The organism is Streptomyces sp. DS1-CR2 (assembly GCF_055760475.1).
On the sequence record NZ_CM147085.1, the window covers coordinates 2841471 to 2864065 of the forward strand.

The following is a 22595-nucleotide window of genomic DNA, read 5'->3' on the forward strand; positions in this document are numbered from 1 at the left end:
CAGACGGGCCCGCCACCCACGAGGCTGGGGCGATGGACATGACCCTGGAAGTGATTCAGCTGCCCGTCTCGGACCTGGACCGGGCGAAGGACTTCTACACGAACAAGGTCGGTTTCAGCGTGGACGTGGACCGCGAGGTGATGCCCGGCGTCCGGATCGTCCAGCTCACCCCGCCCGGTTCCGGCTGTTCGGTGACGCTCGCCGAGGGCGTCCCGAACCCCACAGGCACCCCGCAGCCGGGCACGTACCACGGCCTGCAGCTCGTGGTCGCGGACATCAAGGCGGCCCGCGCGGAGCTGACGGCGCGCGGCCTCGACGTCTCGGAGCCCCAGCAGTACGCCCCGGACGACGGCGGCACGTTCATGTACTTCACCGATCCTGACGGCAACGGCTGGGCGATCCAGGAGTACCGCAAGCGCGCCACGCAGCCGCTGCACGAGCTGCTGCGCGAACAGCACCAGAGCTGACCCGGCTCACGGCTCCGGGATCAGCCGCACCACCGTCACGACCAGGATCGACCCGGACACGTAGTACCGGACGATGACGCCGCGCACGGTCGCCTCCCTGCGGTCCGCCCACCGGCCGATGGGGAGGGACCCGTGCCCGTACGGGTCGACGCCGAGGGTGCGTTCCAGCTCCGCCCGGAACGGCACGGGTTCCGCCATTTTCGCGAGGGTGTCGTCAGCGGGCGGCGCGTACGAGATGCGGTGGCGGCGGCGATGACGGTGGCTCACTCGGCTCCGGCCCTCTCCGCTTCCTCGCGGGCGAGCCGGTCCATGATGGCGTCGGCGGCCGGGTCGGGCACGGCCTCCAGCATCCAGTGCCTCATCACGGCGTGGATCTCGTGCACCCCGGCCGCGTTGATCTCCCGGTCGAACTCCTCGCGCCGGTGCTCCGGCAGGGCGTCGCGAATGGCGGGGATGCTGTTGGGCACCTCGACCTCGACCCCGTCGACGAGGGTCTTGAGCGGCTCGGCCATGATGCGCTCCCTTCTCGCTCCCCGACCACGGTAACGATCGGGAGCGACGCAGGGGGAGGGACGGCATAGGGGGGCGGGACGCGTCACGCGCCCCGCCCCCGGCTCACGCAGCTGGGGGCCGCCGGTCGCAGACCGACGGCCCCGGAGGCTCGACGCGGCGTAAAACCGCCCTGACCTGCCCCTACAGCACCGGCAGGTTCTTCCGCAGTTCGAACGCGGTGACCTCGGAGCGGTACTCCTCCCATTCCTGCTTCTTGTTGCGCAGGAAGAAGTCGTACACGTGCTCGCCCAGCGTCTCGGCGACGAGTTCGCTTCGCTCCATGAGGGCGATCGCCTCGCCGAGGTTCTGCGGGAGCGGCTCGATGCCCATGGCGCGGCGCTCGGCGTCGGACAGGGCCCACACGTCGTCGTCGGCGCCCGGCGGGAGCTCGTAGCCCTCCTCGATGCCCTTGAGTCCGGCGGCGAGCAGCACGGCGTACGTCAGGTACGGGTTCGCGCCCGAGTCGATCGAGCGGACCTCGACGCGGGCGGAGCCGGTCTTGCCGGGCTTGTACATCGGGACGCGGATCAGGGCCGAGCGGTTGTTGTGGCCCCAGCAGATGTACGAGGGCGCCTCGCCGCCGGCGCCGGCGGTGCGGCCGCCGCCGCCCCAGATGCGCTTGTAGGAGTTGACCCACTGGTTGGTGACGGCGGAGATCTCGGCGGCGTGCTTGAGCAGGCCCGCGATGAAGGAGCGGCCGACCTTGGACAGCTGGTACTCGGAGCCGGACTCGTAGAACGCGTTGCGGTCGCCCTCGAAGAGGGACAGGTGCGTGTGCATCCCGGAGCCGGGGTGGTCGGAGAACGGCTTCGGCATGAAGGTCGCCTGCACGCCCTGCTCCAGCGCCACCTGCTTCATGACGAGGCGGAACGTCATGATGTTGTCGGCCGTGGACAGCGCGTCGGCGTACCGCAGGTCGATCTCCTGCTGGCCGGGGGCGCCCTCGTGGTGGCTGAACTCGACCGAGATGCCCATGGATTCGAGCATGGTGATCGCCTGGCGGCGGAAGTCCATGCCGACGTTCTGCGGGGTGTGGTCGAAGTAGCCGGAGTTGTCGGCCGGGGTGGGGCGGGACCCGTCGAGCGGCTTGTTCTTGAGGAGGAAGAACTCGATCTCGGGGTGCGTGTAGAACGTGAAGCCCAGGTCGGAGGTCTTGGCCAGGGCCCGCTTCAGCACGTAGCGCGGGTCGGCGAACGACGGGGAGCCGTCGGGCATCAGGATGTCGCAGAACATCCGCGCGGTGCCGGGGGCCTCGGCGCGCCAGGGCAGCACCTGGAAGGTCGACGGGTCGGGCTTGGCGATCATGTCGGACTCGTACACGCGGGCGAAGCCCTCGATCGCGGAGCCGTCGAAGCCGATGCCCTCGTCGAAGGCCTGCTCCAGCTCCGCCGGGGCCACGGCCACCGACTTAAGGAAGCCGAGGACATCCGTGAACCACAGGCGGACGAACCGGATATCCCGCTCCTCGAGCGTCCGGAGCACGAATTCCTGCTGCTTGTCCATCTTCCGCTTCCACCCATCCTTGCTGGTCAGGCCGCCTGCGTCCGCGCCCTGCGGGACACCGTCGGCAGGCTCCTGAGCATCCCACCACATCACCGTTTCGTGCGCGTTGCCGACCTTGATCGACTGGGCGACCCGGGCCCGAACATCGTGCGAACGGCAGATGTATACGACTCAGTGCCCATAGTGCCTGCTGGAGCCCCTGGTCCCATAGTCCCTGCCGTCCGCAGCACCGGCTACACGGCATGGCAACGGCCCCCCGCTCCCCACTACGATCAGCGGACCCGTTCAGCCGTCCCGTCCCTTTCCCAGAAGGACTCACCATGGGTTCCGCCAAGAACACCGGCTCCGCGACGCGCAAGGCCCGAATAGAGGAGATGCGCCGCGCCGAGCGCTCCCGCGAGCGTCTGCGCCGCGTCCTCGTCGTCGTAGTGAGCGCCGTCGTGGTCGTGTGCCTCGCCGGATTCGGGGCGTGGGCCCTCATGAAGGGTGACGACTCGAAGGACACGGCGGACGCGAAGCCGGCGGCCGGGTCGTTCAAGACCGGCTCGGACGGTGTGAAGACCTGGACGGGGAAGCTGGACCGCAACCACGTCGCGAAGAAGGTGACGTACCCGATGACGCCGCCGGTGGGCGGGGACCACAACCAGGTCTGGATGAACTGCAACGGCGACGTCTACAAGAAGGCGATCCCCAACGAGAACGCGGTGCACGCCCTGGAGCACGGCGCGGTCTGGGTGACGTACACGGACAAGGCCGACCCGGGTGACGTGCGCAAGCTCGCGGCGAAGGTCCGCCAGACGCCGTACTCGCTGATGAGCCCGGACCAGGACCAGAAGGACCCGATCATGCTGAGCGCCTGGGGTCACCAGCGGACCGTGAAGAGCGCCACCGATCCGGACGTGGCCTCGTTCTTCTCGACGTTCGTCCAGGGCAAGCAGACCCCTGAGCCGGGTGCCGCCTGCACCAACGGCCTGCCCCAGTGAGGCGCGCGGCCTGGATCGCGCCGGCCGTGGCGGCGGTGCTCGTCGCGGGCGGGGCGGTCACGTACGCGGTCGCCGACGGGGACGACGGCGGTTCGCCGGCCGTGCGGGTGCCGGGCGCCGAGTCCGCCGACGCCGGGTTCGCGCGGGACATGGCGGTCCATCATCAGCAGGCCGTCGAGATGTCGTACATCGTGCGCGACCGCACGGATGACGAGGAGGTGCGCCGCCTCGCCTACGACATCGCGCAGACGCAGGCCAACCAGCGGGGCATGCTGCTCGGCTGGCTCGACCTGTGGGGGCTGCCGAAGGTGTCCGCGAAGCCGCCGATGTCCTGGATGGACATGGGCGACATGCCGCCGGGGCAGGACGGCGCGCTGATGCCGGGCATGGCCACGAACACACAGCTCGACGAGCTCCGCAAGGCGAACGGCAAGCGGGCCGAGGTGCTCTACCTCCAGCTGATGACCGCGCACCACAAGGGCGGCGTCCATATGGCCGAGGGGTGCGTCGAGCGCTGCGGAGTCGGGGTGGAGAAGCGGCTCGCGGCGGGCATGGTCGCCTCGCAGAAGTCGGAACTCGACCTGATGGCCGGGATGTTGAAGGACAGGTCGTAGGAAGGGAAACCCCAGGAACATCTGAGGGAACCCCCGCCCCGATCACGTACCACCCCAAATCGCCCTCGGATGGCGTTCCTTGGGCTCTTCTTGGCGCTTCCATTCCCCCTGCATGAACGGTTCGGCGCAACAGTGATCAGTTGCGTGCGCAGCTCGACCGGCGCACGCGCATCACCGTCGCCACACGCGACGAACCACATCGCAGGGGGTTGTATGAGATCCACCCGTGCCGCGGCCCGCGCCGGGCTCAGCCTGGCAGCGACACTGCCACTGCTCGCCGGCGCGCTCGCCATCGCAAGCCCCGTCGCCCAGGCCGACCCGAACCCGGGTGCCCGCGACGCACTGACCGGCACCAAGCCGCTGTGGGCCACGACCAAGGCCGATCAGGGTGCCGCGTCGAACAGCTCCACCGTGCACGCCCGCGTCTACCTCGCGGGGCGCGACGCGGCGGGCCTCGCCGCGTACGCGAAGGCCGTGTCCGACCCGCAGTCGGCGTCGTACGGCAAGTACCTCAGCGCCAAGCAGGCGCAGGCCCGCTTCGGCGCGACCAAGGCCCAGATAGCCGAGGTCACGAACTGGCTCGAGTCCTCGGGCCTCACCGTGACCGACGTCAGCAAGCACTACATCTCCGTGTCGGGCGAAGTCGCCGCCGCCGAGAAGGCGTTCGGGGCCCAGCTGCACAACTACGCCAAGGGCAAGCACACCTACCGCGCGCCCACGGCCGCCGCGACGGTGCCCGCGTCCCTGAACGGCGCGGTCCTCACCGTGACCGGCCTGGACAGCGCGCCGCACAAGGCGAACCACGACGAGACGCTGCCGCCGCCGGACGCCGTGTTCCACAACGCCGGTCCCTTCTCGTCGTACTACGGCTCGAAGACGGCGAGCACCCTGCCGTCCGCGTACGGCCAGAAGGCCCCGTACGCGGTGAAGGGCTACACCGGCAAGCAGCTGCGTGCCGCCTACGGCGCCGGCAAGAAGACCGGCAAGGGGGTCCGCGTCGCCATCACCGACGCCTACGCCTCGCCGACCATCGCGAAGGACGCGGCCACCTACGCCAAGCGCAACGGTGACGCGGCCTACCGCAGCGGCCAGCTGAAGCAGGTCCTGCCCGCGGACTACACGAAGACCGAGGAGTGCGGAGCGTCCGGCTGGTACGGCGAGGAGACCCTCGACGTCGAGGCCGTGCACGCCGTGGCTCCGGCGGCCGACATCACCTACGTCGGCGCCGCGTCCTGCTACGACGACGCACTGCTCGACTCGCTCGGCAAGATCGTCGACGGCCACCTCGCCGACATCGTGTCGAACTCGTGGGGCGACATCGAGGCCAACCAGACCCCCGACCTCGCCGCCGCGTACGACCAGATCTTCCAGTACGGCGCGATCGAGGGCATCGGCTTCTACTTCTCGTCCGGCGACAACGGCGACGAGGTGGCGCACACCGGCACGAAGCAGGTCGACGTGCCCGCCAACTCGGCGTGGGTGACGTCCGTGGGCGGTACGTCGCTGGCCGTCGGCAAGGGCGACACGTACCAGTTCGAGACCGGCTGGGGCACGCTCAAGGCCGGCCTGTCGGCCGACGGCAAGCGCTGGGACGCCTTCCCCGGGGCGTACACCTCGGGCGCGGGCGGCGGCACCAGCAAGACGGTGAAGCAGCCGTTCTACCAGAGCGGTGTCGTCCCGAACTCGCTGGCGCGTGCGGGCGGCGGCTCGCAGAAGATGCGTACCGTGCCGGACATCTCCGCGGTGGCCGACCCGAACACCGGCTTCCTCGTCGGCCAGTCGCAGACGTTCCCCGACGGCTCGCTCAAGTACGACGAGTACCGCATCGGCGGCACGTCGCTGGCGGCGCCCGTCATCGCGGGTGTGCAGGCGCTGGTCCAGGAGGCCCGCGGCGGGCACGCGCTCGGCTTCGCCAACCCGGCGATCTACGACCGCTCCGGCTCGAAGATCTACCACGACGTGACGGACAAGCCGACCGGCCGTGACCTCGCGGTGGTCCGCGTCGACTACGCGAACGGGTTCGACGCGGCCGACGGCCTGCTGACCTCCGTGCGCAGCCTCGGCAAGGACAGCTCGCTCAAGGCGGTCCGCGGCTACGACGACGTGACGGGTGTCGGCTCGCCGGCGCCGGGCTATGTGACGTCCTTCGGCCGTCGCTGACCCACGAAAGAGCGGCGCCCGCCCCGGACATCACCGGGACGGGCGCCGCCCCCACCCCGCTCCCGGCACCCCAGCCGCTCCTCAGACGAGCCCCCTCAGGCGAGCCGCGAAAGATCCTCCCGCGAAAGCCGCCCGAGCAGCGCCTCACCGCGCGCGAACCGCTCGGCCTCCTCCACCGCGTACAACCCCAGTCGGCGCACCTCGCTGCCCTGCGCGCCCGCCATGTGCGGGGTGACCAGGACGTTGGGAAGGGCGAGCAAGGGGTGCCCGGCGGGCAGCGGTTCGGGGTCGGTGACATCGAGAAATGCGTCAAGCCGGCCCGAGGCGCACTCACGAGCGAGCGCCTCGGTGTCGACGAGAGACCCCCGAGCGGTGTTCACAATGACACCGCCATCAGCCACAAGCTTCAGCATCTCCTCGCCCAACAGCCCACGCGTCTCGGGCAGTTGAGGTGCGTGCACGCTCACGATGGAGCTGCGCCGGCAGAGCTCGGACAGCTCGACGAGCTCAACGCCGAGCGCGGCGGCATCGCCTTCACCGACGTACGGATCGGTGAGCAGGATCCGGTACCCCGCATCCGAGGCGCGCAGCCCGGCCATCACGCGCCGGCCGATGCGGGAGGCGCCGATGATCCCGACGACGCGACCGTCGGCGCCCTCGCGCGCGGTGAAGCCGGGCCAGCCGGCGGCGTAGCGGGCGGCGACGGGCAGCGCCTTCTTCGCGGCGAAGGTGATCGCGGCGAGCGTGAAGGCGACGACGGGACCCGCGTTGGCGTCGGCGGCGGAGGACACGGTGATGCCGGGCCGCTCCCACAGGGCATCCGAGACGACGGGCTTGACCGATCCGGCGGCGTGCACGACGGCGCGGAGCCGGGGCGCGTGCGCCAGAACGTCCGAGGTGAGCTGCGGGCAGCCCCAGCCGGTGATCAGCACCTCGACTCCGGAGAGGACCGCGCGGGCCTCGGGGGTGCCGAGCGGCCCGGTCAGCGCAACGGGCGCGAGGTCGGCGCACCGCACGAGCCGTTGCCGCAGGTCCCACGGGATGACCCGGTCGAGCACCTCGGCGTCCATGGCCAGTGCCGCGATCGGTCGGTGTGCTGCCACGCGCTACCACCCTCCAGCTGCAGATCTCTAGTAACCGGTTACCTCAAGATGTCAGGAGGCTAGGCCCAACTCTGAAGGATGGTCAATAGATCGCGGAGACAAGGGGGTTGACCCGGCGTAGTAACCGTTTTAGATTCCCGCTCACCTTGTTCCAACAACGGAGGGGTTTCCGTGCCCACGGTGGCGAAGGACAGGCCCGAGACCGAGGCGGTGAAGCCCCCCGGCACCCCGGGCAACGGGCCAAAGACGCACGAACCCAGGCAGGACGGCTTCTGGAAACGGTTTCGGAGCAGTCGCACCTTCCTGCTGCTCATGGTCCCGGGCCTGGCCTACTTCCTGCTGTTCCACTACGGCGCCTTCGTCGGCAACGTCGTGGCGTTCAAGGAGTACGTCCCGTTCGACGGCCTCTGGGCGAGCCCATGGGTGGGCGTCGAGAACTTCACTCGGATGTTCGGCGACGCCGACTTCTGGCACGCGACGTGGAACACCTTCTACATCGCGGTGCTCCAGCTGACGTTCTTCTTCCCGATCCCCCTGGCCGTCGCCCTGCTCCTGCACAGCCTGACGTCGGATTTCCTGCGCCGCTTCGTGCAGTCGGTGGTCTATCTGCCGCACTTCCTGTCCTGGGTGATCGTGGTGGCGCTGTTCCAGCAAGTCCTTTCCGACACAGGCTTGTTGAACTCGTTCCTGGGCGACACGGGGATCCACACGGTCGACATCATCGGCAACCCGGACGCGTACCGTCCGCTGGTGGTGGCCGAAGTGGTCTGGAAGGACGCCGGCTGGGGCACGATCATCTTCCTCGCGGCGCTGATGCAGGTCGACGAGCAGCAGTACGAGGCGGCGGCGATCGACGGCGCGGGCCCCTGGCGCCGCTTCTGGCACGTCACGCTGCCGTCCATCCGCCCGATCATCGTGCTGCTCCTGATCATGCGGCTCGGCGACATCCTGTCGGTCGGCTTCGAACAGATGCTGCTCCAGCGCCAGTCGGTGGGACCCGAGGTGGGCGAGGTCCTGGACACGTTCGTGTTCTGGCAGGGAATTGTCGGCGGGGACACCGGATACGCGGCAGCGGCGGGCCTGTTCAAGGGTGTGGTGGGCGCGGTGCTCGTCTTCACGGCGAACCGGGTGGCGCACAAGCTGGGCGAACAAGGGATCTACAAATGACCACAACCACGCACGCCAAAACCCCCACGCGCCCGGCGTGGAAGGAAAGTCCCAAACCCGCCACCCAGGCAGCCAAAGCGGTCGCAATAACGGTCGTCCTGGCCCTGGTCCTGATCCCGTTCCTGGTGATCATCTCCACGTCACTGGCCTCGAACAAGGAGGTAGTGGCCAACGGCGGCTGGGTCCTGTGGCCCACGGACCCGACCCTGAGGGCGTATCGCAACATCCTCAGCGGCGGGATAGTCACCAAGGCGCTGGGCGTAAGCATCGGCGTCACGCTGGCCGGCACCCTGGCGTCCCTGGCATGCACATCATTCCTGGCCTACGCACTCAGCCGCCCAGGAGTCCTGGGAGGCAAACCGGTCCTCCTCGTCATCCTCTTCACGTTCCTCTTCCCCCCGGGCATGATCCCGGCGTTCCTCCTGGTCAAGGGCCTGGGTCTGCAGAACATGTACGCGGCCCTGATAGCCCCCGTCCTGATCAACGTCTTCAACCTGGTGGTCCTGCGGGGCTTCTTCCAGGGAATACCGGAGGAGCTGTACGAGGCGGCGCGCCTGGACGGGGCGGGCGACTGGACAGTGTTCTGGCGGATCGTGCTCCCGCTGTCCAAGGCGGCCCTGGCGGTGGTCGGCCTGTTCTACGCGGTGAGCTACTGGAACGCCTGGTTCAACGCCTCGATCTACCTGGAGTCCGACCACTGGCCGCTCTCGCAGGTCCTGCGCACCTATGTGATCGGCGGCGCGCAGATCAGCGACACGGGCCTCAGTGAAGCCGGCATGGTCTCGGCCCCGCAGACGACACAGATGGCGGTCCTGGTGATCGCCACCGTCCCGATCCTCGTCGTCTACCCGTTCCTCCAGAAGTACTTCACCAAGGGCGTGCTCACCGGCGCCGTCAAAAGCTAGCCACCTGCCCACCTTTCCCGAAGGGTCCACTCACGTGTCCGGTTCCTCGATGTCGCGTCGCACCCTGCTGCGTTCCATAGCCGTCGGCGGCGCCGCTCTGGCCGCCCCGTCCTTCCTGACCGCCTGTTCCACCGACTCGGGTGGCGGCGGTTCGGTCTCCAACGCGGGCAAGAAGGCGGCCGCGTGGCCGACGTTCACCCCCGCCACCGGCGCGAAGCCGGACCTGGCGGCCACCGCGGAGGGCGTCCAGGCGGGCTACACCTCGTACCCCGCGAAGCTGGTCAAGGCCGTCGCGGAGAAGCCCGGCACGGACAAGGAGAAGATCAAGGTCCTCTCCATCACCTACGGCACGCCCCCGAAGCCGGCGGCGCGGAACAAGCTGTGGGCGGCGATCAACGAAGCGCTGGGCGTGGACGTCGAGTTCACCGTGGTCCCGGACGCGGACTTCCGCACGAAGATGGCGACGCTGTTCGCGGGCGACGACCTGCCGGACATCATCAACATCGGCGGCGGCTACGTACTGCCACGCGAGGCGCAGTTCGTGAAGTCCCGCTGCGCGGACCTCACCGAGTACCTGTCGGGCGACGCGGTGAAGGACTACCCGAACCTGGCGGGCATCCCGACGTACGCGTGGCAGGGCATGGGCCGGATCTCGGGACGGATCTTCGGAGTCCCGGTGGAGCGCCCGAAACCGCAGGACACGCTGTACTTCAACGGCCAGGCGTTCGCAGAGGCGGGCTACAAGCCGGGCATGTCGGCCACAGACTTCGCCACGATGGCGAAGGAGGCGACAACCGCCAAGAAGTGGGCGCTGGGAGCGTCCATGACCAGCTTCTTCGGCTTCAAGTCGCACGCCACGTGGCACGGCGCTCCCAACGAGTGGCGCATCAAGGACGGCAAGACGACGCACTTCGCCGGCACCGACGAGTTCAAGGCGTCGCTCGAATTCATGTCGAAGCTCCGCCGGCAGGGCTCGTACTGCCCGGAGGCCACTTCGGTCTCGCAGGTCGACCTGAAGACGCAGTTCTGGAACGGCTCGGTCCTGTCCATGACGGACGGCTTCCTCGCGTACCCGGGTTCGGCGGCGGGCATCAAGGGCACCTTCGACCTGGACGCCCTCATCCCGTACACCCCCGAGGGCGGGACGCCGGGCTACCAGCAGAGCCGCGGCGCGTTCGGCTACACCGTCATCAAGAAGGCGTCCAAGGGCCGCGTCAAGCTGATGCTGCGCATCCTCGACTACCTGGCCTCGCCGTTCGGCACCGAGGAGTACGAACTGGTCCACTTCGGCCTGGAGGGCACGCACTTCAAGCGGGACAAGGACAACAACCCGATAGCGACACGGCTCGGCCTCGTCGAGTCGAGGGTGAACATCCCCTTCGTATTCCTCAGCGACGCCCCCCAGGTGCTCTACGCCCCCGGCTACGGCGACACCATCAAGCGCCTGCACGCATGGCAGCAGAAGGTCGTCCCGATGATGGTGCCGAACGACCGCTGGGGCCTGCAGTCGGACACGTACAACAAGCAGGGCGCGACGCTCGACCAGATCATCAACGACGGCGTGACGGCCACGGTCTCGGGCCGCCGGAAGGTCTCCGACTGGGACGCCGTATACAAGAAGTGGCTCAACCAGGGCGGACAGCAGGCGCTGGAGGAATTCGCCGAGGAGTACGAGGCGGCGCACTGAACGTATGGCATCGTCCATGATGGTCCGGGGCGGCATCGCCCGCCCCGGACAGGCAAGTTGAGGAGACACAACAGTGGGTGAGCGGGTCACCATCCGTGATGTGGCCGCGCGCGCGGGCGTCTCGGTCGCGACTGTTTCGCGGGTCCTGGCGGGCAACTACCCGACATCGGCGGCCTCGCGCGCCAAGGTCCAAAGAGCGGTCAAGGACCTGGACTACGTGGTCAACGCGCACGCCCGAGCCCTCGCGGGCGCCGGACGCAAGACGATCGCGGTCCTGATGTTCGACGTGGTCAGCTCGTTCTACGCGGCCGTGGCGCAGGGCGTGGAGATGGAAGCGGCCCAGCACAACAGGCTCACCCTGGTCTGCTCGACGGGCGGCGACCCGGCCCGCGAACTGGCGCTGGTCCAGATGATGCGGGAACAGGCGGCGGAGGCCGTGGTCCTGGTGGGCGGGGTCATCGAGGACGACGAGTACCGCGAGCGGATGGCGCACTACGCGGAGGCACTCGCGGCGGCGGGCTCGCGCCTGGTCCTGTGCGGCAGACCGGCACCGGCACCCGACGTCCCCGCACTCGTGGTGGAGTACGACAACGGCGCGGGCGCACACGCGATAACGAGCCACCTCCTGGGCGCCGGCCACCGGAAGATCGCGATGATCGGCTACCAGCCGGGCAACACCACGGGCGAGGCCCGGGTAACGGGCTACCTCAGAGCCCTGAGCGACCACGGCGTCCCCCGCTCGGACGCGATCTTGCACGGCATCGGCTTCGGCCAGCACCACGGCTACGAGGCCATGCGCGACCTGCTGGACAAGTGCAACGGCAAGCCGGACTTCACGGCGGTCTTCGCGGGCGACGACCGCGTGGCGGCAGCGGCGATCCGCGCACTGGCGGAGGCGGGCCTGCGGGTCCCCGAGGACATCTCGGTGGTCGGCTACAACGACGACCCGGTGGCAGCGGACATCACCCCCGGCCTCACCACGGTGCACATCCCGGCAGCGGAAATGGGCCGCACGGCCGTAAGACTGGCCCTGACTGGCACGGCCCGCCCGGGCCAGCAACGCCACCTCCTGGGCACACACATAGTGATCAGAAACAGCGTCCGCCCCCACCGCCGCTGAGCGCCGTACGAGACCTGACCGAAGACAGGTAGTCCCACCGAAGGATCGGCCGCGTACGAGACATGGCCAGAGACAGCGAAGTCCCACCGGCGGCCAGGCGCCGACGAGACAGGAGGGGACCGTGGGGGCATGTGCGCGCGGAGCCACCAGCACCACGTACAGGCAATCAGCTCGCCGACGTGCACCCATAGAACAGCGAGCACGTACATGCCCCCGCGGCCCCGCACCCAAAAACGTACCTGGCGATCCCGCACCGAGCCCGCACCCGACAACGAGGCAGCCCGCACCCGACCACACAACGGCCGACGACAGCCGGCGCCGGAAGACCGAGCGAGGCCCACCCCCTCCATTCCCCGGTCCGAGAGGACATCCCATTCCCCGGTCCGAGAGGACATCGCGTCAGTCAGACGATTAAACTGACCGAGTGCCTCAACTACGTCTCGCCCTGAATCAGATCGACTCGACCGTCGGAGATCTCGCCGGGAACGCCGAGGCGGTCATCCGCTGGACCAAGCACTCCGCCGAACAGGGAGCGCACCTGGCCGCCTTCCCCGAGATGGTCCTGACCGGCTACCCGGTGGAGGACCTCGCCCTGCGCGAGTCCTTCGTCGAGGCATCCCGCCAGGCACTGACCGCCCTGGCCAGGCGCCTCGCCGACGAGGGCCACGGCGACCTCCCCGTGGTCGTCGGCTATCTGGACCGCTCGGAGAAGGCCCAGCCCAGGTACGGCCAGCCCGCAGGCGCCCCCCAGAACGCCGCCGCGGTCCTGCACAACGGCCGGGTCGCCCTGACGTTCGCCAAGCACCACCTCCCGAACTACGGCGTCTTCGACGAGTTCCGCTACTTCGTGCCGGGCGACACGATGCCCGTGATCCGCGTACGCGGAATCGACGTGGCGCTCGCCATCTGCGAGGACCTCTGGCAGGACGGCGGCCGCGTCCCGGCCACCCGAAGCGCCGGCGCCGGCCTCCTGATCTCGATCAACGCCTCGCCGTACGAGCAGAACAAGGACGACACGCGCCTGGATCTGGTGCGCAAGCGCGCCCAGGAGGCGGGCTGCACGCTGGCGTACGTCGCCACTGTCGGCGGCCAGGACGAGCTCGTCTTCGACGGCGACTCGATCGTGGTGGACGCGGCGGGCGAAGTAATGGCCAGGGCACCCCAGTTCGCTGAGGGTTGCGTGGTCCTGGACCTGGACCTCCCGGCGGCGAAACCGGAGGCCCCGACGGGGACGGTCGACGACGGCCTGCGCATCGACCACCTGACGCTCTCCGAGGACCACGTCCCGGCGTACGAGCCGGAGCTGACGGGCGGCTACGCGGACCGCCTGGACGACGACGAGGAGGTCTACTCGGCGCTGGTCGTGGGTCTGCGCGCCTACGCCGCGAAGAACGGCTTCCGCTCGGTACTGATCGGCCTGTCGGGCGGCATCGACTCGGCGCTGACGGCGGCGATCGCGTGCGACGCGCTGGGCGCGCAGAACGTGTACGGCATCGCGATGCCGTCGAAGTACTCCTCGGACCACTCGAAGGGCGACGCGGCGGAGCTCGCGGACCGCACGGGCCTCAACTTCCGTACGGTGCCCATCGAGCCGATGTTCGACGCGTACATGGGGTCGCTGGGCCTGACGGGCCTCGCGGAGGAGAACCTCCAGTCGAGGCTGCGCGGCACGATGCTGATGGCGGTGTCCAACCAGGAGGGCCACATCGTGCTCGCGCCGGGCAACAAGTCCGAGCTGGCGGTGGGCTATTCGACGCTGTACGGCGACTCGGCCGGCGCGTACGGCCCGATCAAGGACGTGTACAAGACGTCGGTCTTCCGGCTGGCCGAGTGGCGCAACCGGGCGGCGGCGGAGCGCGGCCTGACTCCCCCGATCCCGGAGAACTCGATCACGAAGCCGCCGAGCGCGGAGCTGCGCCCGGACCAGGTGGACACGGACTCGCTGCCGGACTACCCGGTGCTGGACGCGATCCTGGCGATGTACGTGGACCGCGACCAGGGCGCGGACGCGATCGTGGCGGCCGGGTTCGACGCGGACCTGGTGACGAAGACGCTGCGGATGGTGGACACGGCGGAGTACAAGAGGCGCCAGTACCCGCCGGGCACGAAGATCTCGGCAAAGGGCTTCGGCAAGGACCGCCGCCTGCCGATCACGAACAGGTGGCGGGAGTCGGCGTAGCAGTCACCGCCCCCAGCCCCCGAACCCCAAGCCCAAGCCCAAGTCCAAGTCGCGGAGCCCGCCCGTCACCTCACCGACGACGCGTGGGCTCCCCCGCGTCCGGAGCCGAAGAAACGGCATCGGGCAGATGCGAGGCCACGAGGCGCCCGTGCCCCGCCGTGGCGGAAGGGGCAACGGCCCGGGACCGACGCAGGTCGACCCCATAGGCAACGCCGGCCACCCCGATCCCGAGGACGGCGAGCGCGGCCCCGGCGACCGCGGGGGACGTAAGCCCGAACCCGGCGGCGAGGGCGAGCCCGCCGATCCAGGCGCCGCCGGCGTTGGCGAGGTTGAAGGCGGCCTGGTTGGCGGAGGAGGCGAGGGAGGGTGCGGCCGAGGCCTTCTCCATGACCATGAGCTGAAGCGGGGACCCGGTGGTGAAGGCAGCCATACCGAGCAGCACGACGGCGACCCCGGCACTCCACTCGGCCCGCATCAGTACAGGGAAGAGCGCAAGCACCACAACAAGCGAGACGAGCCCCCCGAACAGAGTCCCGCGCAGGGAGCGATCGGCAAGCCGCCCGCCGAGCAGATTGCCGGCGGTGGCGCCGACGCCGAACAGGGCGAGGAGCAGCGTGACGCTCGCCTCGGCGAACCCGGCGGTGCCGGTGAGCATCGGCGTGACATAGCTGTACGCGGCGAAGAGCGCGCCGAACCCGGCGACGGTGGTGCCGAGGGAGAGCCACACGGGCAGGGAGCCGAGCGCCTTGAGCTCACCGCGCAGCCCGCCGCTCTCGCCGTGACTGTGGTCGGCGGGGACGAGGAGCAGGAGTGCGGTGATCGCGGCGAGCCCGATGGCGCTGACGGCGAGGAACGTGGCGCGCCAGCCGAGCTGCTGGCCCATGAGCGTGGCGATGGGGACGCCGATAACGTTCGCGACGGTGAGGCCGAGGAACATCAGGGACACCGAGCGGGCCTTGCGCTCGGGCGCGGCGAGCGAGGTGGCGACGACGGCGCCGACGCCGAAGAAGGCGCCGTGCGGCAGCCCGCTGACGAAGCGCGCGGCCATGAGCAGGTGGTAGTCGGGCGCGGCGGCGGACACGGCGTTACCGGCGACGAAGAGCACCATGAGCCCGACGAGGACGCGTCGGCGGGGCATGCGCGCGGTGAGGGCGGCGAGGAGCGGGGCGCCGATGACGACGCCGAGGGCGTACGCGGAGACGAGGTGGCCGGCGGAGGGGATGGAGATGTGCAGATCGTCGGCGACGTTGGGCAGGAGGCCCATCATCACGAACTCGGTGGTGCCGATGCCGAAGGCGCCCACGGCGAGGGCGAGCAGGGCCAGGGGCATGAAAAAGGGACCTTCCACGGGAAGACGGGCGGGAGACGCGGGAAACGTTAAGTTTACGTCCGGAACAAACTCTCCCGCGCCAACTGTTCCGCGAGGTGTGCCCCCGGTTTCCACCGAGTCAACAACGGGTGTGGGGAGCGAACGCCGATGTCAGGACCGGGTGAGATCGACCTTCGCCGCGATCGGCAGATGATCGCTGCCGGTCCCGGGCAGCGTCCACGATGTGACCGGCTCGACACCCTTGACCATGATCTGGTCGATACGGGCCATGGGGAACGAGGCCGGCCAGCTGAACCCGAACCCGCTGCCGGCGGCACCCTGCGTGGACCGCATCTGGGACGTCACGCCGTTCAGCGCACGGTCGTTCATCGTGCCGTTGAGGTCGCCCAGCAGGATGACCTTGCCCAGCGTCTCGTCGGAAATGGCCTCGCCGAGCGCGTCGGCGGAGGTGTCGCGCTGGCTGGCGGTGAATCCGGCGTGCATCTTGACCCGGACCGACGGCAGGTGCGCGACGAACACGGCGACCTCGCCCTGGGGCGTGGCGACGGTGGTGCGCATGGCGCGCGTCCAGCCGAGCTGGATGTCGACGGGCCGTGTCCCGCTCAGCGGGTACTTGCTCCACAGCCCGACGGTGCCGGCGACGGAGTGGTACGGATACGTCTTCGCGAGCGCCTTCTCGTAGACGGGAACGGCGTCGGCCGTCAGCTCCTCCAGGGCGACGACCTGCGCCCCGGAGGCGGCAATGGCGTCGGCGGTGCCGGTCGGGTCGGGGTTCTCCGCGTTGACGTTGTGCGTGGCGACGGTCAGGTCGCCGCCGCCGGCGGTCTTGTCGGTGAGGAGCCCGCCGAAGAGGTTGAGCCAGACGATGGCCGGGACCAGGACCGCGATCAGGGCCGTCGCGGATTTCCGTACGACGGCCAGGACGAGCAGGACGGGCACGAACACGCCGAGCCAGGGAAGGAAGGTCTCGGTGAGGGAGCCCAGGTTGCCGAGGGTGTTGGGGATCTGCGCGTGGAAGAGCATGACGAGCGCGACCAGAACGGCCAGTACCGCGAGGACCACCCCGCGACGCCAGATCCCCCGGTCACCGCGCCACCCGCCGGTCAGGCGGCGCAGCGGGTCTCTGGAAGGCCGGTGCCCCGAGTCGCCGCCACCCGTTTGCGTCCTGAACCCCTGCGCCATACCGTCGTCGCCTCACTGCCCTGCCGTGCACACCGACCTCGCCCTGAAACCCTAGGGGATGATCGGCGCCCTCCTCGCCGTCCACGACGGCCGTACGGGCACGAGGACGAGCACAGCGGCGCCCGGGGTTCCGGAACGGCGGCACGCATGGGGCCTCTGTGACGAAACGCGCATATTCAGTCCGGTGGCCCCGCGGCTTCAGCCCTGTGGCCGCAGCCCGGCGAGTGCGCAGTCGACGATCTGCTCGGAGAGGTCGTCGGCGAGCGGCGCGTCGGGCCGGATGATCGTGCGCAGCAGCATCGGCCCGACGATGAAGTCGTTGATGAGCTCTATGTCGACGTCGGCGCGCAGCTCACCGTTCTCGACGCCCCGGCGCAGCACGTCGAACATGACGCGGCGGCGCGGCTCGATCACGGTGTCGTGGTACGCGTCCCAGAGCTTCGGCAGGCTCTTCATCTGCGCGAAGACGTTGTGCAGCAGGGCCGAGGAGCGCAGGGAGACGCCGCGCCTGCGCAGGTGCTCCAGGAGGGTGATCAGGTCGTCGCGCAGGGAGGTGCCCGGCAGCTCGGGGTCGGGCGCCTCCATGATGCGCAGGACCTCGACGAAGAGCTCCTCCTTGCCGGACCAGCGCCGGTAGATGGTCGCCTTGCCGACGCCGGCGGTGCGGGCGATCCGCTCGATGGACAGGTCGGTGAGCGGGACGCCGTCCTCGATCAGCTTGACGACGCCCTCGACGATGGCCCGCTCGACGGCTTCGCTGCGCGGGCGCCCCCGTACCGCGCGCCCCGCATCCACGTCCACGACCACTCCGCCTCTCCGCCTTTCCGCCTTTCCGCAGCCTTGCGTACCGGCAATTGTCTCAGCCGGTCACTGGCCTGCCACGACGGGTGCAGGTCAGCGACCTGCACCGACGGTCTCCTCCGTGCTCTTTTCGGCCGTGGTCCGCGGCGGGCGCCCCGGCAGGAACAGGACGGTGACGACGGCGCTGACCAGTGCGATACCGGCACCGCACACGGCGGTCACATGCATGGCGTGCAGGAAGGAGTCGTTGGCCGCGCCGACCAGCGCGTCAGCGCGCGGACCGAGCTTCGCCGCGACGCCGAGGGTGGCCTCGATGGACTCGCCCGCCGTGTGCCGCAGTCCGGCGGGCAGCAGGACGAGCTTGTCCTCGATGCCGCTGCGGTACGCGGTGGACAGCACGGAACCGAGTACGGCGATGCCCAGGGCGCCGCCGACCTGCCGGAACGTGTTGCTCAGCGCGGACGCGGAGCCCGCCTTCTCGCGCGGCAGGGCTTGCATGATGACGACGCTGGTAGGGGTCATGACGTGCGCCATGCCGGTACCCATGAGGAAGAAGATGACTTCCAGGATCCAGATGGGCGTGTCCGCGTCGAGGATCGTGAACGCGGCGAGCATCGCCGCGAGGATCACCAGGCCGCCGGTCGTCGTGGCGCGCACCCCGAAGCGGTCGACGACGAGCCGGGCGCGCGGAGCGAAGATGAGCTGGGCGGCGGCGAGCGGCAGCATCAGGAGGCCGGTCTGCAGCGGCGAGTAGCCGCGCACGCTCTGGGTGTAGAAGACCGAGAAGAAGGTGACGCCCATCAGCGCGAAGAAGACGAGCGCGATGGCGGCGATGGCCGCGGAGAACGCCTTGTTCTTGAAGTACTTGATGTCGATGGACGGGTGGTCGCTGCGCTTCTCGTACAGGACGAACCCGATGAGGACGACGAGTCCGGCCGCGATGGTCAGCAGGACCGCGGGGTCCGAGAAGTCGGCGAGCTGGCCGCCCTTGATGATGCCGTAGACGAGCAGCACGAGTCCGACGACGGACAGGGCGACGCCCATCAGGTCGATACGGCCGGGGTTGGGGTCGCGGGAGTCCGGCACGAGGGCCAGCATCAGGACGACCGCGATGATCACGATCGGCACGTTGACCAGGAAGACCGAGCCCCACCAGAAGTGGTCGAGGAGCAGGCCGCCGGTGATGGGGCCGATGGCGATGGCGATGCCGACGCCGCCCGCCCAGATGCCGATGGCCTTGGGCTGCTCGTCGCGCTCGAAGACGTTCATGAGGACCGCGAGCGTCGCGGGCATCACGAAGGCGGCGCCGATGCCCATGATCGCCCGGAAGATGATGAGCTGGACCGGCGAGCCGGACTCGGCGGCGAGGGCGGAGCCGAGGCCGAAGACCACGAGGCCGCCGACGAGCACCTTCTTGCGCCCGAGCCGGTCACCGAGCAGACCCGCGGTGAAGAGCAGTCCCGCGAAGACCAGCGTGTAGGCGTTGATCGCCCACTCCAGCTCGCCCTGCGTGGCTCCGAGACCCACGGGGGGCGGGGTCGAGATCGTCTTGATCGCGACGTTCAGGATGGAGTTGTCGAGCACAACGATCAGCAGGCTGAGCATCAGCACGCCGAGGATCGCCCATCGGCGGCGGTGCACAGCCTCCGGTATGCGCGGCGAAGCGGGAACGGCAGGAGTGGTCATGGGACTCAGACTAGGGCAGTTTCGATACGAGACCGTCTCGTATTGGAAGTCCTTAGGAACACTTTACGAACCCGACGGGCGACCCGCTTGCGCGGTGACCCGACCGGCGCACACCCCCCTAGCCATTCCTCGGCACGCGGTGCCACCATGGAGGGGATCCGGGGACGCCGTAAGGGTGCCTCGAGACAACAGAAGGAGCCGTTGCGATGACGCAGCTTTCGGCTGCCCAGAACAACCCCGACAGCAGCAACAAGGCGCTGTACGGGGGCAAGAGCAACCGGCGCATCACGGTGCGCGACATCACGCTCGCCAAGGAACGCGGCGAGAAGTGGCCCATGCTCACGGCGTACGACGCGATGACCGCGTCCGTCTTCGACGAGGCCGGCATCCCGGTCATGCTCGTCGGCGACTCCGCCGGCAACTGTCACCTCGGGTACGAGACCACCGTGCCCGTCACCCTCGACGAGATGACGATGCTCTCGGCCGCCGTCGTACGGGGCACCAAGCGCGCCCTCATCGTCGGTGACCTCCCCTTCGGCTCGTACCAGGAGGGCCCCGTACAGGCCCTGCGGTCCGCGACGCGCCTGGTCAAGGAGGCCGGGGTCGGCGCCGTGAAGCTGGAGGGCGGCGAGCGCTCGCTGGCCCAGACCGAGCTGCTCGTGCAGTCCGGCATCCCGGTCATGTCCCACCTGGGCCTCACCCCGCAGTCCGTGAACACCATGGGGTACCGCGTCCAGGGCCGCGGCGACGAGGACGCGCACCGCCTGCTGCGTGACGCCAAGGCCGCCCAGGACGCCGGCGCCTTCGCCGTCGTCCTCGAACTGGTCCCGGCCGAGCTGGCCGCCGAGGTCACCCGGTCCCTGCAGATCCCGACCGTCGGCATCGGCGCGGGCCCCGAGTGCGACGCCCAGGTCCTCGTGTGGACCGACATGCTCGGCCTCACCGGCGGCAAGATGCCGCGCTTCGTGAAGCAGTACGCGGATCTGCGCGGCGTCATGGGCGAGGCGGCGAAGGCGTTCGCACAGGACGTGGTCGGCGGAACGTTCCCCCAGGAGGAGCACTCGGTCCACTGACCCGGACCACCACCTGAACCAAAGTGGCACCACAGCGGCTCGCCGATCTTCCCCCGTCGGCGGGCCGCTGCCGTTCCGCCGCCCTTCCGTCCTGCCCGTACTGCCCGTCTGGCGCCGTTCTGTAGGTGCCGTACGCGGGGCTGTCGGCCGCCTGTCGGTGAATTGTCGGTGGCACCTGGCACCTTGTACGTCATGACGCGAATCGACAAGAAGCCCCCACACAGTGACGACGGCGGCCGGACGGCCTCCGTCACCGTGCGGGGGCTGGTCAAGCACTACGGCGAGACCAAGGCGCTGGACGGCGTGGACCTGGACGTGCACGAGGGCACGGTCATGGGCGTGCTCGGTCCGAACGGCGCCGGCAAGACCACGCTCGTCCGCTGCCTGTCCACCCTCGTCACCCCCGACTCGGGCTCGGCCTTCGTCGCCGGGTACGACGTGGCGAAGCAGCCGCGGCAGCTGCGCCGCGTGATAGGCCTCACCGGCCAGTACGCCGCGGTCGACGAGAAGCTCTCCGGCCGCGAGAACCTGTACATGATCGGCCGCCTCCTCGACCTGTCCCGCAAGGAGTCCCGCTCCCGCGCCGACGCGCTCCTGGAGCGGTTCTCCCTCACCGAGGCCGCCACGCGCCCGGCGAAGACGTACTCCGGCGGCATGCGCCGCAGGCTCGACCTCGCCGCGTCGATGATCGGCAGCCCGGCCGTCCTCTACCTGGACGAGCCGACGACCGGCCTCGACCCCCGCACGCGCAACGAGGTGTGGGCCGAGGTCAAGCGCATGGTCAACGACGGCGTCACGGTGCTCCTCACCACCCAGTACATGGAGGAGGCCGAACAGCTCGCGAACGAGCTGACGGTCATCGACCGCGGCAAGGTCATCGCGGGCGGCGCCATCGACGAGCTCAAGGCGAAGGTCGGCGGCCGCACCCTGCGCATCCGCCCGGCCGCCCCGCTGGAGCTGCGCCCGCTGGCCGCCGCCCTCGACGACATGGGCCTCACGGGCCTCGCCACGTCGACGGTGGACACCGAGGCCGGCACCGTCCTGGTCCCGATCCTCAGCGACGAGCAGCTCACCGCCGTGGTCGGCGCGGTCACCGCGCGCGGCATCACGATCGGCTCGATCGCCACCGAACTGCCCAGTCTGGACGAGGTGTTCCTGTCCATCACCGGCCAGAAGGCCAGTGCCCCGCAGGACGACACCCGTACCTCCGAGCTCGAAGGGGCCGCCGTATGAGCGCCACCACGCTGACGCCTCCCCTGAATCTCGAGTCCGACTCGCGCATCTCCCTGCGCTCCCACATCCGTCACACCGGCGCGCTCGTCCGCCGCAATCTGCTGTGGATCCGCCAGGACCCGGAGTCGATGTTCGACGCGGTCCTGATGCCGATCGTCTTCACGCTCCTGTTCGTGTACGTCTTCGGCGGCTCCATCGGCCAGGCGCTCGGCGGCGGCCAGGACCAGTACGTGCAGTACGTGGTCCCGGGCATGATGGCGATGATGAGCATGAACATCGCCATGGCGGTGGGCACGGGGTTCAACCAGGACTTCCAGAACGGCATCATGGACCGTTTCCGGACCCTGCCGATCGGTCAGGGCTCGGTCCTCTTCGCCAAGATCGTGGTGGAGCTGATGCGGCTCCTCATCGCGACGACGATCATGATGATCGTCGGCCTCCTGGTGGGCTTCGACATCACGAACTGGCCGGGCCTGTTCGCCGCCGTGGGCCTCACCGCCCTCTTCGGCACGTCCATCATGTGGATCTTCCTGGTACTCGGCGTCGTGATGAAGAGCGCCCAGGCCGTGCAGGGCATGGGCTTCCTGGTCCTGATGCCGCTGCAGTTCGGTTCGTCGATCTTCGCGCCGACGCAGTCGATGCCGGGCTGGCTCCAGTCCTTCACCGACTACAACCCGCTCTCCTCGCTCGCGGACTCCGCGCGCGGCCTGATGGTGGGCGGCCCGGTGGCGCACGACGTGTGGGTGACGGTGATCTGGTCCGCGGTCCTCACGCTCGTGATGGCTCCGGTCGCGATCCACAAGTTCCGTACCAAGAACTGACGTTCAACTGACGTTCATCCGGACAGGTG

At 69.4% G+C, this 22595-nt stretch carries 20 protein-coding genes; 12 read left to right on the plus strand and 8 right to left on the minus strand.

All coding sequences use genetic code 11. The features are described from left to right. The first annotated feature begins 32 nt into the window (after positions 1–32). Positions 33–467, plus strand: a complete 435-nt coding sequence (locus ACY0PA_RS13915; protein ID WP_473084915.1) for a VOC family protein — start codon at positions 33–35, stop codon at positions 465–467. A 6-nt stretch (positions 468–473) separates the two neighbouring features. Here ACY0PA_RS13915 and ACY0PA_RS13920 read toward each other — a convergent pair whose 3' ends face one another. The 3 genes from ACY0PA_RS13920 to glnA all read right to left on the minus strand — a co-directional run bounded on the left by ACY0PA_RS13920 (position 474) and on the right by glnA (position 2522). Further along, the gene (locus ACY0PA_RS13920) at positions 474–665 is read right to left on the minus strand and encodes a hypothetical protein (protein WP_356273091.1); all 192 of its coding nucleotides are present in this window, start codon (positions 663–665) and stop codon (positions 474–476) included. 65 nt (positions 666–730) lie between these two features. Then, complete coding sequence (locus tag ACY0PA_RS13925) at positions 731–979, minus strand: hypothetical protein (protein ID WP_473084916.1); 249 nt, start codon at positions 977–979, stop codon at positions 731–733. A 181-nt stretch (positions 980–1160) separates the two neighbouring features. Beyond that, on the minus strand, positions 1161–2522 hold the full coding sequence (gene glnA / locus ACY0PA_RS13930) for a type I glutamate--ammonia ligase (RefSeq protein ID WP_100592577.1): 1362 nt from the start codon (positions 2520–2522) through the stop codon (positions 1161–1163). A 320-nt stretch (positions 2523–2842) separates the two neighbouring features. Between glnA and ACY0PA_RS13935 the strand changes: the two genes are divergently transcribed. The 3 genes from ACY0PA_RS13935 to ACY0PA_RS13945 all read left to right on the plus strand — a co-directional run bounded on the left by ACY0PA_RS13935 (position 2843) and on the right by ACY0PA_RS13945 (position 6279). Beyond that, positions 2843–3505: a DUF3105 domain-containing protein gene (locus ACY0PA_RS13935; RefSeq protein ID WP_473084917.1), complete on the plus strand. Its 663-nt coding sequence runs from the start codon at positions 2843–2845 to the stop codon at positions 3503–3505. Beyond that, positions 3502–4119, plus strand: coding sequence for a DUF305 domain-containing protein (locus tag ACY0PA_RS13940; protein WP_473084918.1), 618 nt, complete (start codon positions 3502–3504; stop codon positions 4117–4119). Before ACY0PA_RS13935 ends, ACY0PA_RS13940 begins: the two co-directional genes overlap by 4 nt. Before the next feature lie 213 nt (positions 4120–4332). Next, positions 4333–6279 carry a S53 family peptidase gene (locus ACY0PA_RS13945; RefSeq protein ID WP_473084919.1) on the plus strand — a complete coding sequence of 649 codons (1947 nt, stop codon included), beginning with the start codon at positions 4333–4335 and terminating at the stop codon, positions 6277–6279. Between the two features lie 95 nt (positions 6280–6374). Here ACY0PA_RS13945 and ACY0PA_RS13950 read toward each other — a convergent pair whose 3' ends face one another. Further along, a complete protein-coding gene (locus ACY0PA_RS13950) occupies positions 6375–7349 on the minus strand; it encodes a hydroxyacid dehydrogenase (RefSeq protein WP_473086312.1) in 975 nt (324 codons plus the stop codon). A gap of 345 nt (positions 7350–7694) precedes the next feature. Between ACY0PA_RS13950 and ACY0PA_RS13955 the strand changes: the two genes are divergently transcribed. The 5 genes from ACY0PA_RS13955 to ACY0PA_RS13975 all read left to right on the plus strand — a co-directional run bounded on the left by ACY0PA_RS13955 (position 7695) and on the right by ACY0PA_RS13975 (position 14440). Then, positions 7695–8549 (plus strand): ABC transporter permease, encoded by an 855-nt coding sequence (locus tag ACY0PA_RS13955; protein WP_473086313.1) that lies wholly within the window; start codon positions 7695–7697, stop codon positions 8547–8549. After that, positions 8546–9454 carry a carbohydrate ABC transporter permease gene (locus ACY0PA_RS13960; protein WP_473084920.1) on the plus strand — a complete coding sequence of 303 codons (909 nt, stop codon included), beginning with the start codon at positions 8546–8548 and terminating at the stop codon, positions 9452–9454. The genes ACY0PA_RS13955 and ACY0PA_RS13960 overlap by 4 nt, the downstream gene beginning before the upstream one ends. Positions 9455–9503: 49 nt before the next feature. Next, on the plus strand, positions 9504–11141 hold the full coding sequence (locus tag ACY0PA_RS13965) for a type 2 periplasmic-binding domain-containing protein (protein WP_473084921.1): 1638 nt from the start codon (positions 9504–9506) through the stop codon (positions 11139–11141). A gap of 73 nt (positions 11142–11214) precedes the next feature. After that, on the plus strand, positions 11215–12261 hold the full coding sequence (locus tag ACY0PA_RS13970; protein ID WP_473084922.1) for a LacI family DNA-binding transcriptional regulator: 1047 nt from the start codon (positions 11215–11217) through the stop codon (positions 12259–12261). 424 nt (positions 12262–12685) lie between these two features. Then, positions 12686–14440 carry an NAD+ synthase gene (locus ACY0PA_RS13975; protein WP_473084923.1) on the plus strand — a complete coding sequence of 585 codons (1755 nt, stop codon included), beginning with the start codon at positions 12686–12688 and terminating at the stop codon, positions 14438–14440. A 70-nt stretch (positions 14441–14510) separates the two neighbouring features. On the opposite strand, the gene ACY0PA_RS13980 is transcribed toward ACY0PA_RS13975, so the two are convergent. The 4 genes from ACY0PA_RS13980 to ACY0PA_RS13995 form a co-directional block, all read right to left on the minus strand. Continuing rightward, positions 14511–15770: an MFS transporter gene (locus ACY0PA_RS13980; RefSeq protein ID WP_473084924.1), complete on the minus strand. Its 1260-nt coding sequence runs from the start codon at positions 15768–15770 to the stop codon at positions 14511–14513. 150 nt (positions 15771–15920) lie between these two features. After that, positions 15921–16952 carry an endonuclease/exonuclease/phosphatase family protein gene (locus tag ACY0PA_RS13985; protein ID WP_473084925.1) on the minus strand — a complete coding sequence of 344 codons (1032 nt, stop codon included), beginning with the start codon at positions 16950–16952 and terminating at the stop codon, positions 15921–15923. 198 nt (positions 16953–17150) lie between these two features. Beyond that, the gene (locus ACY0PA_RS13990; RefSeq protein WP_473084926.1) at positions 17151–17753 is read right to left on the minus strand and encodes a TetR/AcrR family transcriptional regulator; all 603 of its coding nucleotides are present in this window, start codon (positions 17751–17753) and stop codon (positions 17151–17153) included. A 93-nt stretch (positions 17754–17846) separates the two neighbouring features. Beyond that, complete coding sequence (locus tag ACY0PA_RS13995; RefSeq protein ID WP_473084927.1) at positions 17847–19439, minus strand: MFS transporter; 1593 nt, start codon at positions 19437–19439, stop codon at positions 17847–17849. 206 nt (positions 19440–19645) lie between these two features. On the opposite strand from ACY0PA_RS13995, the gene panB reads away from it, so the two are divergent. From panB to ACY0PA_RS14010, 3 genes are all read left to right on the plus strand, one after another. After that, positions 19646–20512: a 3-methyl-2-oxobutanoate hydroxymethyltransferase gene (gene panB / locus ACY0PA_RS14000; protein WP_473084928.1), complete on the plus strand. Its 867-nt coding sequence runs from the start codon at positions 19646–19648 to the stop codon at positions 20510–20512. A gap of 192 nt (positions 20513–20704) precedes the next feature. Continuing rightward, entirely contained in the window at positions 20705–21745 is a 1041-nt protein-coding gene (locus ACY0PA_RS14005; RefSeq protein WP_473084929.1) for an ATP-binding cassette domain-containing protein, read from the plus strand. Next, positions 21742–22566, plus strand: a complete 825-nt coding sequence (locus ACY0PA_RS14010) for an ABC transporter permease (RefSeq protein ID WP_473084930.1) — start codon at positions 21742–21744, stop codon at positions 22564–22566. The genes ACY0PA_RS14005 and ACY0PA_RS14010 overlap by 4 nt, the downstream gene beginning before the upstream one ends. The last annotated feature ends 29 nt before the right edge of the window (positions 22567–22595 follow it).